General features: G+C 41.5%; 16 protein-coding genes. 10 read left to right on the top strand and 6 right to left on the bottom strand.

Features of this window, described 5'->3' with window-relative positions:
* Positions 1-157: 157 nt before the first annotated feature.
* Positions 158-1,312, top strand: a complete 1,155-nt coding sequence (dltB, locus tag M1F65_RS06590) for a D-alanyl-lipoteichoic acid biosynthesis protein DltB (RefSeq protein ID WP_049477566.1) — start codon at positions 158-160, stop codon at positions 1,310-1,312.
* A 47-nt stretch (positions 1,313-1,359) separates the two neighbouring features.
* Positions 1,360-2,532 carry a D-alanyl-lipoteichoic acid biosynthesis protein DltD gene (dltD, locus tag M1F65_RS06585; RefSeq protein ID WP_247925655.1) on the top strand — a complete coding sequence of 391 codons (1,173 nt, stop codon included), beginning with the start codon at positions 1,360-1,362 and terminating at the stop codon, positions 2,530-2,532.
* Between the two features lie 174 nt (positions 2,533-2,706).
* Here dltD and M1F65_RS06580 read toward each other — a convergent pair whose 3' ends face one another.
* Positions 2,707-3,276, bottom strand: coding sequence for an MptD family putative ECF transporter S component (locus M1F65_RS06580; protein WP_049478948.1), 570 nt, complete (start codon positions 3,274-3,276; stop codon positions 2,707-2,709).
* Between the two features lie 133 nt (positions 3,277-3,409).
* On the opposite strand from M1F65_RS06580, the gene M1F65_RS06575 reads away from it, so the two are divergent.
* The 5 genes from M1F65_RS06575 to nrdI all read left to right on the top strand — a co-directional run bounded on the left by M1F65_RS06575 (position 3,410) and on the right by nrdI (position 8,109).
* Positions 3,410-4,024, top strand: coding sequence for a YesL family protein (locus tag M1F65_RS06575; RefSeq protein WP_049478947.1), 615 nt, complete (start codon positions 3,410-3,412; stop codon positions 4,022-4,024).
* The gene (locus M1F65_RS06570) at positions 4,002-5,672 is read left to right on the top strand and encodes a sensor histidine kinase (protein WP_247925700.1); all 1,671 of its coding nucleotides are present in this window, start codon (positions 4,002-4,004) and stop codon (positions 5,670-5,672) included. Before M1F65_RS06575 ends, M1F65_RS06570 begins: the two co-directional genes overlap by 23 nt.
* Positions 5,673-5,683: 11 nt before the next feature.
* Positions 5,684-6,970, top strand: coding sequence for a response regulator transcription factor (locus M1F65_RS06565; RefSeq protein ID WP_247925654.1), 1,287 nt, complete (start codon positions 5,684-5,686; stop codon positions 6,968-6,970).
* A gap of 58 nt (positions 6,971-7,028) precedes the next feature.
* Complete coding sequence (locus M1F65_RS06560; RefSeq protein ID WP_247925653.1) at positions 7,029-7,562, top strand: ABC transporter permease; 534 nt, start codon at positions 7,029-7,031, stop codon at positions 7,560-7,562.
* A 76-nt stretch (positions 7,563-7,638) separates the two neighbouring features.
* Positions 7,639-8,109: a class Ib ribonucleoside-diphosphate reductase assembly flavoprotein NrdI gene (gene nrdI / locus M1F65_RS06555; protein ID WP_000724234.1), complete on the top strand. Its 471-nt coding sequence runs from the start codon at positions 7,639-7,641 to the stop codon at positions 8,107-8,109.
* Positions 8,110-8,189: 80 nt separating this feature from the next.
* Here nrdI and M1F65_RS06550 read toward each other — a convergent pair whose 3' ends face one another.
* The 3 genes from M1F65_RS06550 to argS all read right to left on the bottom strand — a co-directional run bounded on the left by M1F65_RS06550 (position 8,190) and on the right by argS (position 11,917).
* A complete protein-coding gene (locus M1F65_RS06550; RefSeq protein WP_061428230.1) occupies positions 8,190-9,452 on the bottom strand; it encodes an NRAMP family divalent metal transporter in 1,263 nt (420 codons plus the stop codon).
* A gap of 197 nt (positions 9,453-9,649) precedes the next feature.
* Complete coding sequence (locus M1F65_RS06545; protein ID WP_000084865.1) at positions 9,650-9,895, bottom strand: hypothetical protein; 246 nt, start codon at positions 9,893-9,895, stop codon at positions 9,650-9,652.
* A 330-nt stretch (positions 9,896-10,225) separates the two neighbouring features.
* A complete protein-coding gene (gene argS / locus M1F65_RS06540; RefSeq protein WP_042903016.1) occupies positions 10,226-11,917 on the bottom strand; it encodes an arginine--tRNA ligase in 1,692 nt (563 codons plus the stop codon).
* Positions 11,918-12,071: 154 nt separating this feature from the next.
* Between argS and argR the strand changes: the two genes are divergently transcribed.
* Positions 12,072-12,518, top strand: coding sequence for an arginine repressor (gene argR, locus M1F65_RS06535; RefSeq protein ID WP_001231483.1), 447 nt, complete (start codon positions 12,072-12,074; stop codon positions 12,516-12,518).
* Positions 12,519-12,568: 50 nt separating this feature from the next.
* Positions 12,569-15,103, top strand: coding sequence for a DNA mismatch repair protein MutS (gene mutS / locus M1F65_RS06530; RefSeq protein ID WP_247925652.1), 2,535 nt, complete (start codon positions 12,569-12,571; stop codon positions 15,101-15,103).
* Positions 15,104-15,145: 42 nt separating this feature from the next.
* Here the strand turns inward: mutS and M1F65_RS06525 are convergent, their stop codons facing one another.
* Positions 15,146-15,604 (bottom strand): DUF3021 domain-containing protein, encoded by a 459-nt coding sequence (locus M1F65_RS06525; protein WP_042903013.1) that lies wholly within the window; start codon positions 15,602-15,604, stop codon positions 15,146-15,148.
* Positions 15,601-16,041 (bottom strand): LytTR family DNA-binding domain-containing protein, encoded by a 441-nt coding sequence (locus M1F65_RS06520; RefSeq protein WP_042903012.1) that lies wholly within the window; start codon positions 16,039-16,041, stop codon positions 15,601-15,603. The genes M1F65_RS06525 and M1F65_RS06520 overlap by 4 nt, the downstream gene beginning before the upstream one ends.
* 313 nt (positions 16,042-16,354) lie before the next feature.
* On the opposite strand from M1F65_RS06520, the gene mutL reads away from it, so the two are divergent.
* Positions 16,355-18,304, top strand: a complete 1,950-nt coding sequence (gene mutL / locus M1F65_RS06515; protein ID WP_042903011.1) for a DNA mismatch repair endonuclease MutL — start codon at positions 16,355-16,357, stop codon at positions 18,302-18,304.
* The last annotated feature ends 101 nt before the right edge of the window (positions 18,305-18,405 follow it).

The following is an 18,405-nucleotide window of genomic DNA, read 5'->3' as shown; positions in this document are numbered from 1 at the left end:
GGAAGGAGTTCAAAGGGACTCCTTTTTGTTTTCTCACCGAAATGCAAGAAGGATAAAGCTTCTTTTTAGAAATATGCTATAATAAATAAAGGTCCTCAATTAGCAAATCAAAAAGTTTGCTGTAGAAGAGATGATAATGTAAAGGAGTTTGTCTGGTATGAATTATTTCGAGGGGAATGAGTTTTTCCTTCTCTTGTTTGTAGTTTTACTGATTGGTTTTGTGGTAAACTTTTTTGAAAAACGTAAAGACTACTATATTTTGGCGCTCTCCCTCTTATTTGCAGGAGCTATCTATGGTAAGAGCCGAGCGATGATTGTCTATTTACTCGCCTTTATCGTTTACCAGTATTTTCTGGTTTTTCTAGCGCAGCGGATAGAGGCAAAGTGGCTGAAACCACTGGTTTTCCTTTCCATTCTTCCTTTGGTGATCAATAAAGTCTTTGCCCTGACTTCTCTGCATTTGTTGGCCTTTATTGGAATTTCTTACATGTCCTTTAAGACCATTCAGATCATGTTAGAGATATCGGATGGCTTAATCAAAGAAAAAATCACTGTAAAAGATTATCTACAGTTTTTGCTCTTTTTCCCAACAGTTAGTGCTGGTCCGATTGATCGGAGTAGGAGATTTTTAAAAGAGATAAACGAGGTCATGCCCCGAAAAGAGTATCTAGAGTTAGCAGGGGACGGTGTGTATCGTATCGTTCTAGGCCTCCTTTACAAGATTGTTTTATCAACCTATGTTTACCAGATGTTACTCGCTCTAAATAATACTGGCACAGTCGTTTATTCAATCAAGTATATGTACCTCTATACCTTGTATCTGTTCTTTGACTTTGCAGGCTACAGTCTAATGGCCGTTGGAAGTAGTAACATTCTAGGTATTCAGACACCGATGAACTTTAACAAACCTTTCTTGAGTGTCGATATCAAAGATTTCTGGACCAGATGGCATATCACCTTGTCGACCTGGTTGAGAGATTTTGTATTTTCAAGAGTATTGATGCAGGTTATCAGGAAAAAATGGTTTAAAAATAGACTACACAATGCAACCTATGCCTATATAATTAATATGTTAGTCATGGGTTTTTGGCATGGTCTTAGTGTTAGTTACATTGTCTATGGTTTTTATCATGGTGTCTTGATGGCTGGATTTGAAGTGTATCAAAAGAAAAGCAATTTTTATAAAAAAAATAAAAACAAAAACTGGTATAAGCTACTAAGTTGGTTTGTGACCATGAATTTGGTTATGATTGGTTTCTTTATCTTTTCGGGTGAACCCTATAAAATCTTACTGACGACTTTAAAGAGATAAGAGATTGAGAAGAAATCGGACAGATCGAAGGGATAGGATAAAACGAGATGATTAAATTAAAAGCATTTTTACTATCGCTTGTGCTCGTAATTGCGACGCTTGCCCTTTTAAATGTGACGTATGTCAAGAAGATTGATGATTATTATAAAGTCAAGGATAACAGTATTCGTTATAACACCTCGTATGAAAAGTATAAAAGTAGAGATATTCTAACAAGCAATATCACCCCCAATACACTGGTTCTAATGGGTTCCTCAGAGTTGGTTGCGACGATAAATGAAGACTATCATCCAAATAAAATTTTTAACTACAACGATTTTAATATCATGCAGATTGGGACTAGTTATTCTCAAAACATCATTCAGGCTACGACCTTGGGCTCTATTGAAGGATCAATGAGTAAGCGAAAAGTAGCTATAGTAGAGTCGGTTCAGTGGTTTGAAAAAGATGGGACCCATCAAGATGCCTTTTTGAACAAGGCTTCTCAGGAACATATTTTTCACATGCTAGATAATGACAAGATTAGTAAAGAAACGAAAGAAAAACTAATCAATCGCATTATCGAGATTACCAAAGGAAACAAGCAACAAAACGACATCTACAAAAAATATAAAAGTTATTTCATAGATGGAAAAGGAACCATTGTTGATAAAAAACTATTAGAGTTAGATAACGCGATGTATTCCTTTAAGCTCAAACGAAAATTTTATGAAAATCATGAGAAATCAGATTATCCTTCACTAGGAGACAAAACCCCAGACTATGATTGGGAAAAGATGACGGCTCAGTTTGTGGAAGAGGTCAAAAGGAAAACAGACAATAATGACTATGCTGTTGATAATAACTACTACAATACTTACTTAAAAGATCGCTATGCATCGCTAAAAGATTCCAATAAAGATTTGAGCTACCTAGAGTCACCTGAATATTCAGATATGGAACTCTTCTTGACAGTTGCCAAGGAATTGGGCATTGAAGTTGAGGTCATTATTTTCCCAGTAAACGGGAAATGGAATGACTATACGGGTATCTCAAGAGAGATGCGAGAAAAAACTTATAAAAAAATAGAAGATGTCGCAAAAAGCCATGGTGCAACTGTACTAAACTATGGAAACAGAGAGTATGATAATTACTTTTTATTTGACGTGATGCACGTTGGAGTGAAAGGATGGATGGAAGTTGAAAAAGAACTTTATAAATTTGCAAACCAAGCTAACTAATACACATCGTTTAATCTTGTGGACACTATTTTTCTATACGGTTATCTTGAGCATCGTGATTTACTGTTTTGTGACCGATTTTTCGAATATTCAAGAATTTATCTATAGTGAATTTTAAGATTGTATACAAAAAGGCCCTGGAACTAGGCATAGCTAGTCTTCAGGGCTTTTATCTTATAGTTTATCAGCTATTTTTTGACTTAGAAATTGGCCAATAACAGCCCCAATCAAGGCACCTAGGAGGATGCTCGAAACAAAGAGAAGGATTTTGTCCAACTCTGGAGCGACCATGATACGGTCAATGTATTCTTGGGATTTCCCACGTGCAAGTAAGGTGGCCACGTAAGCTTTGGGACGGATCCACATGAGGAAGATAGGGCCACTTGTGCTAAAAGCAAAGACGAGGAAGGAGAGGGTGTTTTTGATTCGGTCTCTGTAGTGGCCGAGACGAGCGATGGCATCTGCTGCAAGACCACAGGCGAGTCCTGGGAGAAAGGCACCAGCGCCATGCTTACTAGCTAGGAAAAAAAGTGCCATAAAAAGACCTAGAGTCGTAATAGCGCCAAAACGAGGGACTTTCGTCAAAAGAAGCATATAGACACTGCCACCGACAAGGGCAGAAAAGGCAGGTGCGTAGAACATATTGCCTGTTTGGTCGACCAGGTGTCCTAGGAAGACTCCAATCCCTACACAGAGAAAGTAGAGGACGGCGGCCAAGAGGGTGGTTAAGATATTTTTCTTCATGAGAATCTCCTTGATACGAATTAACAAAACCAATTGTATCACGCTTTTTGAGGATTGTAAATGGGAGTTCTATATTTTTGAAAACGTTTGAAATATGATATAATAGTTACATTGTTAGTTTAAGGAGAGTAGTATGGGAAAATTTCTAGAATTCGTCTTTAATCGTATCTTTTTGGGAATGATGGCGACGGCTTATTTCTGGCTATTAACACTAGCAGGAGGAGTAGTCTTTGGTTTGGCACCAGCTAGTGCTACCCTGATGAGTTTGTATGCGGAGCATGGGTATACCTATCGAGCCTACCATTTGAAGGAAGCTTGGGAATTGTATAAGAGTAATTTTGTCAAGAGCAATCTGGCTTTCTATAGTTTTGTGTTTGTGGATCTTGTCCTAGTTTATGGTTTGTACCTTCTAGTTCAATTGCCCCACCAGACGATTTTCCACCTCTTGGCGACCTTTCTCAATGTCCTTGTAGTCGCTCTTGTCTTTCTAGCCTACACTGTTTCCTTGAAACTTCAGGTGTACTTTGATTTATCCTACCAAAATACCTTGAAACTATCCCTTATCGGGATTTTTATGAGCTTACCTGCGATTGCCAAGGTTTTACTCGGGTCCACTCTCCTTGTAGGAGTTGGTTATTATATGCCTGCCTTGCTCTTTTTTGTAGGAATTGGAATGTGGCATTTCTTTATCAGTGATATGTTGGAACCTATTTATGAAAGTATCCATGAAAAATTGGCGACAAAATAGAATGAAGCAGTTTTGGCTTCACTCTCTTTTACGGATTTATAGTTTGGTTATGATCGTGGTCATTGCCAGTTTTGCGATTATGCTATCGTATGCTGACTGGGACTCGCGTGAGAAAGAGGCCCAACGGGTTGCAGAACGTGTGACCACTCGGACAGTGAGTGAAGTGGAATACTATCACAGAGAGTCAACTCAACTTGCTCAGTCTTTAGTTGAAAATCAGGCCCGCATCGAAGGAATTTACAAGTATTTCAGTCTCAGCACACCAGACTATTTCTATTGGCAATTAGAGCGTAAAACTTCGCCTTATATCTCGGTTTCCCTGTATGAAAATATTGATGACCTCTATGTTCGGAATGATTTTGTGACTGGAGTGGCTATTGTTCTTCAGGACTATAAGGAAGTGTATGTTTCGACTAGAGAAAAACGCAGTGGAGAGAAAATTCCTGCGGAGGGTTTTAAGCCGGCAGCCAATAGTTTTGCCATTCCTGTTTCCGATCCTGTGTCTGACAAGGATTTAGGAGTGATCTATATCTCCCTATCCCCAGATGTTTTACATGGCGCTATTGACAATACTCGGGGTCATATCCCAATGGCTGTAACAGTAACTTCGCCTTTTGAGACTGAGATGTTCCATATTGGGGAGAAGGTCTCAGCCGAGCGAGAAAACTGGTTTGTAGGTGTCACCTCTCACGGTTATCAGGTTCGAGTTGCTGTTCCTAAAAATTTTGTTCTTACAGGAACTTTGACGAGTTCAGCTGTCATTATTGGGCTAAGTATTCTCTTTATCATTATTTTGTACGTGACCCTTAGACAGACTTTTTCAAATTACCAAAAGCAGGTCGTAGACCTAGTAGATTCGATCGAGGTGATTGCTCAAGGAGAAGAAGGCCTTCGAATTGATACCTCTGAAAAAGACCAAGAGTTGCTTCTCATTGCAGAAACAACCAATGATATGTTGGATCGTCTGGAAAAAAATATCCATGATATCTATCAGCTAGAGCTCAGCCAAAAAGATGCCAATATGCGAGCCCTGCAGGCTCAAATCAATCCTCACTTTATGTACAATACTCTGGAGTTTTTACGGATGTATGCCGTCATGCAAAGTCAGGATGAACTGGCAGATATTATCTATGAATTTAGCAGCTTGTTACGCAATAATATCTCCGACGAGCGGGAAACGACCTTGAAGCAGGAGTTGGAATTTTGCCGAAAATATAGCTATCTCTGTATGGTGCGTTATCCTAAATCCATTGCCTATGGTTTCAAGATTGCACCAGAATTGGAAGAAATGAGGATTCCAAAATTTACCCTCCAACCATTAGTAGAAAACTACTTTGCCCATGGTGTTGACCATCGCAGAACGGATAATGTCATCAGTATCAAAGCCTTGAAGGGCCAAGGCTTCGTTGAAATCCTAGTGGAAGACAATGGTCGGGGAATGTCCGCTGAGAAACTAGCTAGCTTGCAAGAAAAATTAGCTCAGAGAAGTTTTGAACACGAGGCAAGTTATAGTGGGGAGCGGCAATCAATTGGAATAGTAAATGTACACGAACGCTTTGTTCTCTACTTTGGGGATCGCTACCAAATCAGTGTAGAGTCAGCTGAACAAGAAGGTGTTCGTTACCATATCACTATCCAGGATGAATAGAAAGGGTAGAAATGTATAAAGTTTTATTAGTAGACGATGAGTACATGGTGACAGAGGGGCTCAAGCGATTAATCCCCTTTGAAAAATGGGATATGCAAGTCGTCGCAACAGCTAATCACGCAGATGATGCTTTGGACTATGTTAAGAAAAATCCAGTAGATGTGGTCATTTCCGATGTCAACATGCCAGATAAGACCGGACTTGAGATGATTAGGGAAATGAAAGAGCTACTTCCAGATACCTATTATATCTTGCTGTCTGGTTATCAGGAGTTTGAGTACGTTAAAAAAGCCATGAACCTTAGTGTCGTGGATTATCTGGTCAAACCAGTAGACAAGGTGGAGTTGGGCAATTTATTAGAAAAGATTGCGCAGCAGCTTCAGGAAAAGGTGGAACAAAGTCAGACCCTCAGTCAAGAATTGGATGAGACAGGATTTACGAACTACCTGTCAGGTAAAGACAGCTGGTGGATTGGTCTATCCAAGGAAAAGCAAGGTTCTTTTACCATTCCTTACTATGTTTTGGGGCAAGACTGGCAGATTTTCATCTCTGATCAACCGCTCGATGGCATCGTCGTGACACCATTTGAAGCACCCTACCAGCAGTCCTTTGAGAATTGGAAGATCAACGCTGAAAAAGCCCTCTTCTACGGTTCTGTCAATCTAGAAAAATCCGAGAGTTTGTTTGCTTATTACGAGCCGATTTATCGGGTGATTATCCAAGGGAATATCAATCAAATCATCGAAGAATTAACCCTGCTAGAGAAGGTTGTTTTGAAGAATACCCCGCGCGTGGCCATCACAAAGCAGCTCTTTACTCAGTTTGTCATGGATGTCTTTCATTTATTTGAACACCTAAAAGCAGATGATATGACCGAGATTGTCAAAGCTATCCATGCCATTAACACCTTTGAAGAATTGGTTGCCTACATCAAAGAAACCTTGACCAAGTTCTTTGGCCAGTACCGCATGAATGAAAATGTGGTGAGTGTTCTGGAAGTGATTGGGCGTGATTATCAGAAAGAGCTCTCACTTAAGGATATTAGCAAGGAACTCTTTATCAATCCTGTCTATCTCGGTCAGCTGATCAAGAGGGAAACCAACTCAACCTTTGCGGAATTGCTCAATAAACAGCGAATAAAAGCAGCGCAGCAACTCTTACTTTCGACCAGTGATAGCATCGAAGATATTTGCTATGCAGTTGGCTATAGTAATGTTGGATATTTCTATAAGGTTTTCCGTAAATTGTGCGGAAAATCACCGAAAGCTTATCGGAAACAAGTTGAAACCAGCTTGTAAAAGTTGTATTCCTGTACAAAAAATGCTATAATGTTCAAAATATCTTATGGAGGAAAACATGAAAAAGAATCCTATTTATCTTTGGGTCTTGTTAGTCCTATCAGCCCTCATTTCATCTATGTCATTATTTGGAATCTTGAGTCCATTGCCAAGTAAAGATGTGCTTCGTGCTAGCCTGGCGAATAGCGGAACGCTTACTGCTCAGCAAATAGAAGACACGGTTAACTATACTTACCAAGTAACAGCGTCATCGCACTCTATTTTTAATACGTTGTTGATTGTTTTATCTGCAATTTTAGTTGTGGTAGCCTTTGTGTTCTTAGTTCGTAAAAACGTCCAATTTGCAAACTATGCTTATATCGGCTATGTTCTACTAGCGATTGTTGGTTTGGTTTATAGCTATATGAATGTTCAAGATGCGGTTCAATTAATCAAAGATTCTACCCTCGGCCTAGGAATGGGAGCATTAGCACAAGGAACGAATATTTTGTTTATCATCATTAATGTCCTCTTTTTAGCCTTAGTCTTTTACAAGATGTGGCGCCAACAAAAAGATTTGGCCGAAGAAGTCGAAGCAGAAGAAGTTGCCTAAGTATTGACAAAAGAGAACTATCAAGTTACAATCTTGGTAGTTCTTTTAATATCCAAAAATAAAAATCGAGGTCAATATGAAAAAAATATCCTTAGTTTATATCAGTTTGAGCGGGAATACAGAGAGTTTTGTAACCCGACTCAAGGACTATCTCTTGTCCCAGCACGAAGGGATTGAGGTCCAAAAGATCCATATCAAGGATTTGGTCAAGGAAGGGAAAGATTTCTTTGAGATGGATCACCCCTATGTCGCCTTTTTACCAACCTATCTAGAAGGTGGAAATGGTGTCGATAACGGCGATGTTGAGATCCTAACGACTCCAGTGGGTGATTTTATCGCCTATGGAGACAATGCCAGTAAGTGTTTTGGGGTGGTGGGATCTGGTAATCGCAATTTTAACAATCAATACTGTCTGACAGCCAAGCAGTATAGCCAGCGCTTTGGCTTCCCGGTCCTAGCAGACTTTGAAATGCGTGGGATGCTGGGAGATATTAAAAAAGTCGCAGCAATCATTGCAGACTTGTATGAGTTAGAGACAGAAAAATAAAGTAGTACTGAGGGGCAGTTGAGATTTTCAACTGCTTTTGAGTATGCAAAAAGCACCCCGTAAGGGTGCCATTTTATAAACTATCCTGCTTTTCCGATGGCAAGTGCATAGATAAAGAAAATAGCAAAGCCAAAGAGGAAAATCAATCCTGCGATAGCGAGGAGTTTTAGCCAAGAAGGAAGATTTTTATTCTCACGTGTCACCAAAACATAGTTCAAAAGAGCGAAGAATGGTGTTGTCAGGAAAGAACCGATCATAGCAAAGCGAAGCATGGTGGAAACTTGTCCAGCAAAGAATTTAATAATTACGATACCAATGATAGCGGTAATGGTCATCCAGATGTTCAAAGATTTGCGAGTATCCTCTTTTTGACGAATCAAGAGTCGCAGCGATTCCTGATTGACACGAGAGTAGCCATCGATAACGGTGATGACCGTTCCAAAGATACAAAGAAAGGCGATAAAGGTAATCAAATAACGGGACCATTCTCCAAGAACAGAGGCATACATACCCACAAACTGAGAAATGTACTTAGCTGAAGCGGCTTCAACTGCCTGTCCTGTAGGATACTGAATCAGTGCTCCTAGTGCCACGAAGAATACAGCTAGGATAGCAGTTCCAATGTAACCAACGTTAAAGTCGAAAAGGGCGTCCTCTGTATTAAAGTTGACAGTCTTTTTCTTTTCAGCAGACCAGAGTGAATTGATGGCAGAAATCTCAATAGGAGCAGGCATCCATCCTAAGAGGGAAACGATGAAAGGGAGGGCCGCCATTTGCCAAGGTGTCTTTTCGACAAAATCAGAGCTGTATTCTGGATGTTTAATTGCTGCAATAATAACTGCAAGAACTGTTGCAATGGTCAAAGCAGACATGATCCATTTTGCCATACCATCCAATAGTTTGTAGCCACCAAAGAGTAGCATGGCCCAAATGACTGCAACAAGGATAAGGGACCATTGAGTGATGCTAAGACCAATCATTGGGAAAGCGCTAGCGATGATAGCTGAGCAAAGGATAGCGACTCCAGCTGTATTAACCATGGCAGAGAAGACGTTGAGGACAAAGAAAATCCAGAGATAGAGTTTTCCTTTTTCGGCATAACCTTCCACCAAGGTTTTACCAGTGTCGGCAGTATATTCGGCTCCAAAACGGAAAAATGGATATTTAAAAACATTGGCCAAGATAACCAAGAGGAGTAGTGACCACCCATAAGAACCACCAGCTTGAGTAGAGGATACGATATGAGAACCTCCAACGGCTGCAGAAGCCATTAGAATTCCTGGCCCCATTGCCTTTAGTTTGCTTGCCCAGGTTGACTGGTTTGATAACGTAACTTGTGACATAATAAACGCTCCTATTTTTGAATTTTCAGAATAATCTGAATAGATAGCTACTATTCTACAAAAATCTTAAAAGAAATGCAAGGCCATTTTGAAAAAATATAGAAAATTACAGAAAACTTTACATGTATTAATGAAATTTCTCCAAGGAGAATATGGTAAGCCTAAAAAATCCGAGAAGAAAGCTTCTCGGATTTTAATTATTTCAATTGATCTGTGACGTCTTTTGAGAGCAACATTCCCAGATGGTAAGTTTTATTGATATGTGCAATGACATCATTGATATTTTCAGTCGTGTGAATTTTCTCTTTGATGTCAGACCTAAATGTCTCATCCTTCAAGAGTTGCTCTTGGTAGAGTCTTTGAAGTCTTTCCTTCTCGTACTTATTGAGCAGAAAAAGGAAAACCAAGCTAAGTACAACGAGGATATAAGCATATTGGCTCATAGGAAATCTCCCAGTGTGATAAATAGTAAAAGTGAATAAATTATTTCATTGAACAGCTGCAAGGCCGAACAAAATATAAATGTTATTTTGCCTCAATCTTTCAGATTGCTTTCAAGTAATTTAAAAGATTAGAACCTAAACCCAACTAAATCGCTGTTATTTGGTTTGATAAGTTAGTGAAGCGCCTAGCCAAATCACCATAGTTACGACGTCATGACCTCTAAATCGATTATATTTAGGGGTCATGACTAGTGAAGCAGTTAGCTAGCCCGCATATAAGCGGCTAGCGTCTAACAATTAGGAACTTTAGTTCCAATTGTTAGTACTGAATCACATCTTCTCCGGCGCTTCTACTCCGAGCAAACGAAGAGCTTCTTTGAGGACGACTGCGGTTGCGTAGCTGAGGGCCAGACGACTGTCGCGCTCAGGACTTTCATCTAGGATACGTGTATGTGCATAATATTTGTTAAATGCTTGAGCCAAACCAATCGCAAATTTCGCAATGATAGAAGGTTCAAAGTTATCTGCTGCACGATTGATAATACGTGGGAAGTCTTGGATGAGCTTGATGATTTCCCAGCTTTCAGCATCATTCAGGCTATAGTTGCTAGCTGTATCTGGTTTGAAATCGGCTTTGCGCAAGATAGATTGGATACGAGCGTAGGCGTATTGAACGTAAGGTCCAGTTTCTCCTTCAAAGGATACCATAGCTTCAAGGTCGAAGTCATATCCATTTGTACGGTCGGTCTTAAGATCATAGAACTTGATAGCCCCAACTCCAACAGCGTGGGCAACCTGGTCTTTATTTTCTAACTCAGGATTTTTCGCTTCGATTTGGGCCTTGGCACGACTAACAGCCTCTGCAATAGTAGGCTCTAGTAAGATGACATTTCCTTTACGAGTAGAGAGTTTTTTCCCTTCTTTTGTTACCAATCCAAACGGAACATGGACAATGTCTTGGCTCCAATCGTAACCCATCTCTTGTAATACTGCCTTGAGTTGTTTGAAGTGGGCAGATTGCTCTTGACCAACAACATAGATGGATTTTGCAAATTGGTATTCCTTTTTACGGTAAAGGGCTGCAGCCAAGTCACGTGTGATATAGAGAGTTGCACCATCGGATTTCTTGATAAGGGCTGGATGTTCAATTCCATATTTCTCAAGATTGACAACTTGGGCTCCCTCTGACTCAACAAGAAGTCCTTTTTCAGCAAGAAAGTCTACAACAGCATCCATCTTATCATTGTAAAAGGCTTCTCCGTTGTAGCTGTCAAATTTGACTTGCAATTCATTGTAAAGGCGGTTGAATTCCACTAAACTTTCATCACGGAACCATTGCCAGAGAGCTAAGGCTTCCTCGTCTCCATTTTCCAGTTTGCGGAACCATTCGCGTGCTTCTTCATCCAAGCTAGGGTCTTTTTCAGCTTCAGCATTGATGCGAACGTAGAGTTTAAGAAGTTCATCTATTGGATGCGCTTTAACGGCTTCCTCATTTCCCCATTTCTTGTAGGCAACGATCAACATTCCAAACTGTTTGCCCCAGTCTCCTAGGTGGTTGACCTTGACCGTTTGATAACCGATTTTTTGGAAAATATGTGACAAGCTATCCCCGATAACCGTTGAACGCAAGTGCCCAATAGAGAATGGTTTTGCGATATTGGGACTAGACATGTCGATGACGACATTTTCTTGCTTGCCAATGGTTTGGTCGGCATAGTGTTCTTTTTCAGTGATAACATCCTGTAATACCTGAGCCGAAATAGCAGATTTATCAAGGAAAAAGTTGACGTAAGGTCCAGTAGCGACAACCTTTTCAAAGGCTTGACTATTGATTTTTTCAGCAATATCTGTTGCAATCATTTGAGGAGCTTTACGCTCGACCTTTGCTAGAGAAAAGGCAGGGAAGGCGATGTCTCCCATTTCTGAGTTTTTAGGTGTTTCCAGTAAATTTAAAATAGCCTCTTGATCCAGGCTATCAATGACGCTAGCCAACTCGCTAGCAATCAATTCTTTTGTATTCATAAGGGCTCCTTTTGGGCTTTTTTACTATTTTAACACAATTTACTACATTTTTTGAGAAAGAAAAGAATTTTTTTGAATTATCTATTTTTTTTGGTATAATGTAGTTATAAAATAAATGTAAAACTTGTTATAAATATTCACTTAAGAGGATAATATGAGAAAAAGAGAACGGCATCAATTGATTAAAAAGATGATCACCGAAGAAAAACTTGGGACACAAAAAGAGATTCAAGATCGTTTAGAAGCTCGTAATGTTTATGTGACACAAACGACTTTGTCGCGTGATTTGCGTGAAATCGGCTTGACCAAGGTTAAGAAAAATGATATGGTGTATTATGTACTAGCAAATGAGACAGATAAGATTGATTTAGTTGAGTTTTTGTCTCATCATTTAGAAGGTGTTGCAAGAGCAGAGTTCACCTTGGTACTTCATACCAAACTTGGGGAAGCTGCAGTCTTAGCAAACATTGTAGATGCAAACAAGGATGAATGGATTTTAGGAACGGTTGCTGGTGCTAATACCTTATTGGTTATTTGTCGAGACCAGCACGTTGCCAAGCTGATGGAAGATCGTTTGCTAGATTTGATGAAAGATAAATAAGGTCTTGGGAGGTGCTCTCAAGACTTATTTTTAGCAAGGAGAGACGGAAAATGGCAACAGAAACGCTATCACCCGGCATGCAACAGTATGTGGATATTAAGAAACAATACCCAGATGCTTTTTTGCTTTTTCGAATGGGTGATTTTTACGAGTTGTTCTATGAAGATGCAATTAATGCAGCACAGATTTTAGAAATTTCCTTAACGAGTCGGAATAAAAATGCAGAAAATCCGATACCTATGGCGGGCGTCCCCTATCATTCTGCCCAGCAGTATATCGATGTTCTGATTGAGCAGGGCTATAAGGTAGCCATAGCCGAGCAGATGGAAGATCCCAAACAAGCAGTTGGTGTTGTCAAGCGAGAGGTGGTCCAGGTCATCACACCTGGAACGGTCGTTGATAGCAGTAAGCCGGATAGTCAGAATAATTTCTTGGTTTCCTTAGATTGTGATGGCAATCAATTTGGTCTGGCTTATATGGATTTGGTGACGGGTGACTTTTATGTGACGGGGCTATTGGATTTCACGTTGGTTTGTGGGGAAGTCCGTAACCTCAAGGCGCGAGAAGTGGTGCTGGGTTATGACTTGTCTGAGGAAGAAGAACAAATTCTCAGTCGCCAGATGAATCTGGTGCTTTCCTATGAGAAGGAAGGCTTTGAGGACCTTCATTTACTGGATTCACGTTTGGCAGCTGTGGAGCAAGCGGCAGCTAGTAAGCTCCTCCAGTATGTTCACCGTACCCAGATGCGAGAATTGAACCATCTCAAACCAGTTATCCGCTATGAAATTAAAGATTTCTTGCAGATGGATTATGCGACCAAGGCTAGTCTGGATTTGGTTGAGAATGCCCGTTCAGGCAAGAAGCAGGGGAGTCTTTTCTGGCTTTTGGATGAAACCAAAACAGCTATGGGCATGCGGCTCTTGCGCTCTTGGATCCATCGTCCCTTGATTGATAAGGAACGAATCGTCCAACGTCAAGAGGTGGTGCAGGTCTTTCTTGACCACTTCTTTGAGCGTAGTGATTTGACAGACAGTCTCAAGGGTGTTTATGACATCGAACGTTTGGCTAGTCGGGTTTCTTTTGGCAAGACCAATCCAAAGGATCTCTTGCAACTGGCGACTACCTTATCTAGTGTGCCACGGATTCGAGCGATTTTAGAAGGCATGGAGCAGCCTGCTCTAGCCTATCTCATCGCACAGCTGGATGCCATTCCGGAGTTGGAGAGCTTGATTAGTGCTGCCATTGCTCCTGAAGCTCCTCACGTGATTACGGAAGGTGGCATTATCCGTACGGGATTTGATGAGACCTTAGACAAGTACCGTCGTGTCCTCAGAGAAGGGACTAGCTGGATTGCTGAGATTGAGGCTAAGGAGAGAGAAAACTCTGGCATCAGTACGCTCAAGATCGACTACAATAAAAAAGATGGTTACTATTTCCATGTGACTAATTCGCAACTGGGAAATGTTCCAGCCCACTTTTTCCGCAAGGCAACACTGAAAAACTCGGAACGCTTTGGGACAGAGGAGTTAGCCCGTATCGAGGGAGATATGCTGGAGGCGCGTGAGAAGTCAGCCAACCTAGAATATGAAATCTTTATGCGTATCCGTGAGGAAGTCAGCAAGTACATCCAGCGTTTGCAGGCTTTAGCCCAAGGAATTGCGACGGTTGATGTCTTGCAAAGTCTCGCAGTTGTGGCTGAAACCCAGCATTTGATCCAACCTGAGTTTGGAGACGATTCACAAATTGATATCCAGAAAGGACGCCATGCTGTCGTTGAAAAGGTTATGGGAGCTCAGACCTATATTCCAAATAGTATCCAGATGGCAGAAGATACGAGTATTCAGCTAATTACAGGACCCAACATGAGTGGGAAATCAACATACATGCGCCAGTTAGCCATGACTGCGGTTATGGCCCAGCTGGGTTCTTATGTGCCAGCAGAAAGCGCCCATTTGCCTATCTTCGATGCTATCTTTACCCGTATCGGAGCAGCAGATGACTTGGTTTCAGGTCAATCAACCTTTATGGTGGAGATGATGGAGGCCAACAATGCCATTTCGCATGCGACCCAGAACTCTCTCATTCTCTTTGATGAATTGGGACGGGGAACTGCAACTTATGACGGGATGGCTCTTGCCCAGTCCATCATCGAATACATTCATGAACATATCGGAGCCAAGACCCTCTTTGCGACCCACTACCATGAGTTGACCAGTCTGGAGTCCAGTTTGGAACACTTGGTTAATGTCCATGTGGCAACCTTGGAGCAGGATGGGCAGGTCACCTTCCTTCACAAGATCGAACCAGGACCAGCTGACAAATCCTATGGTATCCATGTTGCTAAGATTGCTGGCTTACCAGGAGAACTTTTAGCAAGGGCGGATAAGATATTGACTCAACTGGAGAATCAAGGGACGGAAAGTCCTGCTCCAATGAGAGAAACAAGTGCTGTTACTGAACAGATGTCACTCTTTGATACCCCTGAAGAGCATCCTATTCTAGCAGAATTAGCTAAACTGGATGTGTACAATATGACACCGATGCAGGCTATGAATGTCTTAGTTGAGCTTAAACAAAAATTATAAAAAGGACCCCACTCATGTGTTTGTGAGTGGGATTTTTCTCTATTACTTTTTATGGGCCAAGAGTTGATTGATGTGGTCTACTTTTTTAGCTTCTCTTTTATAGAGAATAGCCCAGATGATGAGGTAGACAATCGCAAACTCTGGAATGAGCTGGAGATAGAAGGTCCAGTGGAAAGGGAACCAACCAGCTAGAGTTGCCAGTGGGACAAAGCCAGCCAGCATGAGGAAGAAATGGGAAAGCGTCGCACGGAGCAAGCTCCAGTCACGGCTGAATAAGCGACCGCCAAAGCTAAAGAGAACTCCGATAGCTGACCAGATGATCATACAGTAGAGCAAGGCCAAGGCACCGTGAACCTGATGTTGCACCATCACTTGTCCGACTAGAGAATCGGGGCTCAGTGGGGCATAGGTATTTGGGGCATAAATGAGTGAAAAGAGGATAGAGAGGATGAGGCCGATAAGTACACCAGCGGCTGCATCGTGAAAGATTTGTTTTTTCATAGTTCTAATTTCTCCTTGATGGTTTTTAGGTAGCGGCGTGAAGAGTAGGTGAAGCTTTCGTTTTTTAAGAAAATTTCAACCAGACCGTTGGGCGTGAGCTTGAGATGAGAGATGGAGTCGATATTGACGATTTCAGATTGGGAAATTTGGATAAAAGTGGTCGGTAGAATTTCAAGAACTTGATAGAGTCGCAAATCAATGCTGTAGGTCTGACTCGACGTTTCTGCTAAAACCTTGCGATTCTCGATATAGAAGCGTTGTATCTTACCAATCTTAACTAGATAGACCTGATCATCAATCTTTCCTTTGATTGTTTCTTTTTGGTCAAGATTTTCAGCAAATTCGATGACTTTTTGGACTTTTTTGGTTTCTTGAGGTGCTTGGACAATCAGCTTTTCTTCCTTGTATGTCTCCTTAATCTGTAGTTCTACTTTCATAAACTTCCCTCCTTTTCAGTTATACAAGGTTAATCTCACTTCTTGTACACCTTTATTAATACTCTTCAAAAATCAAATTCAAACCACGTCAGCGTCGTCTTGCCGTACTAAAGTACTGTCTGCGCCTAGCTTTCTAGTTTGCTCTTTGATTTTTATTGAGTATACCACTATTTTACGACCCATGGCAAGAGCTTTTGTCTATGTGGAGAGATTTGGAGTCTATGTGGTATTTGCTTTTTCTGGTAACATATGAAATATGGTATAATAGCACTAATCAATTTCTAGGAAAATAGATACAGAAAGGGGCTGAAAGATGTCTCATATTATTGAATTGCCAGAGGTGCTGGCAAACCAGATCGCGGCAGGGGAGGTTATCGAACGTCCTGCCAGTGTAGTCAAAGAGTTGGTAGAAAATGCCATTGACGCGGGTTCTAGCCAGATTATCATTGAGATTGAGGAAGCTGGTCTCAAGAAAATTCAAATCACTGATAATGGTCATGGAATTGCCCACGATGAGGTGGAGTTGGCCCTGCGTCGTCATGCGACCAGTAAGATAAAAAATCAAGCAGACCTCTTTCGGATTCGGACGCTTGGTTTTCGTGGTGAAGCCCTGCCCTCTATCGCGTCTGTCAGTGTCTTGACTCTGTTGACCGCGGTGGATGGTGCGAGTCATGGGACCAAGCTCGTTGCGCGTGGGGGTGAAGTTGAGGAAGTCATCCCAGCGACTAGTCCTGTGGGGACCAAAGTTTGTGTGGAGGACCTCTTTTTCAACACACCTGCCCGTCTCAAGTATATGAAGAGCCAGCAAGCGGAGCTGTCTCATATCATTGATATTGTCAACCGTCTGGGATTGGCTCATCCTGAGATTTCTTTTAGTTTAATCAGTGATGGCAAGGAAATGACGCGGACAGCAGGGACTGGTCAACTGCGACAAGCCATCGCAGGGATTTATGGTTTGGCGAGTGCCAAGAAGATGATTGAAATTGAGAACTCTGACTTAGATTTTGAAATTACAGGTTTTGTGTCTTTACCTGAATTAACCCGAGCAAATCGTAACTATATCAGCCTCTTCATCAATGGCCGTTATATCAAGAACTTCTTGCTCAACCGTGCTATTTTGGATGGTTACGGAAGCAAGCTTATGGTAGGGCGTTTTCCACTGGCTGTCATTCACATCCATATTGACCCCTATCTAGCTGATGTCAATGTGCATCCAACCAAACAAGAAGTGCGGATTTCTAAGGAAAGAGAACTGATGGCGCTGCTTTCAGAAGCTATTTCAAATAGTCTCAAGGAACAAGCCTTGATTCCTGATGCTTTAGAAAATCTTGCCAAGTCGACCGTGCGCAATCGTCAAAAGGTAGAGCAAACTATTCTCCCACTCAAAGAAAATACGCTTTACTATGAAAAAACAGAACTCTCAAAACCTAGTCAAGCTGAGGTGGCTGACCACCAGGTTGAATTAACTGAGGAGGGTAGGGACCTACCCCTGTTTGCTAAAGAAACTTTAGACCAATTGACTAAGCCAGCAAAACTGCATTTTGCAGAGAGAAAGCCTGCTAACTATGGCCAATTAGACCATCCAGAGTTAGATCTTGCTAGCCTCGATAAGGCTTATGATAAGCTGGAGCGAGAAGAAGCATCGAGTTTCCCAGAGTTGGAGTTCTTCGGACAGATGCACGGGACCTATCTTTTTGCCCAAGGGCGAGATGGACTCTACATCATAGACCAGCACGCGGCTCAGGAACGAGTCAAGTACGAGGAATACCGTGAAAGCATCGGCAATGTTGACCAGAGCCAGCAGCAACTCCTAGTGCCCTACATCTTTGAATTTCCTGCAGATGATGCTCTTCGTCTCAAGGAAAGAATGGCACTTTTGGAGGAAGTGGGTGTATTTTTAGCAGAGTACGGAGAAAATCAATTTATACTGCGTGAACATCCTATTTGGATGTCAGAAGAAGAGATTGAGTCAGGCATCTATGAAATGTGCGACATGCTGCTCTTGACCAAGGAAGTTTCGATCAAAAAATACCGAGCAGAGTTAGCCATCATGATGTCCTGCAAGCGGTCTATCAAGGCCAACCATCGTATCGACGACCACTCAGCTAGACAGCTCCTTTATCAGCTTTCTCAATGTGACAACCCCTATAACTGTCCGCATGGACGTCCTGTTTTGGTGCATTTCACCAAGTCGGATATGGGAAAGATGTTCCGACGCATTCAGGAAAATCATACGAGTCTTCGTGAGTTGGGAAAATATTAAGAACACAAAAAGCCTTTGTTCCTTTTCGAACAAGGCTTTAAAATTTTATTAAAGTGGGAACTTTGATTGGACATGGGCAAGTTGACACGAGGTTTACACTT

The organism is Streptococcus oralis, assembly GCF_023109195.1.
In the GTDB taxonomy this organism is placed as follows: Bacteria; Bacillota; Bacilli; order Lactobacillales; family Streptococcaceae; genus Streptococcus; species Streptococcus oralis_BV.
The sequence above is the reverse complement of the archived record's forward strand: the minus strand, read 5'-3'. Positions and strand labels throughout refer to the sequence as shown.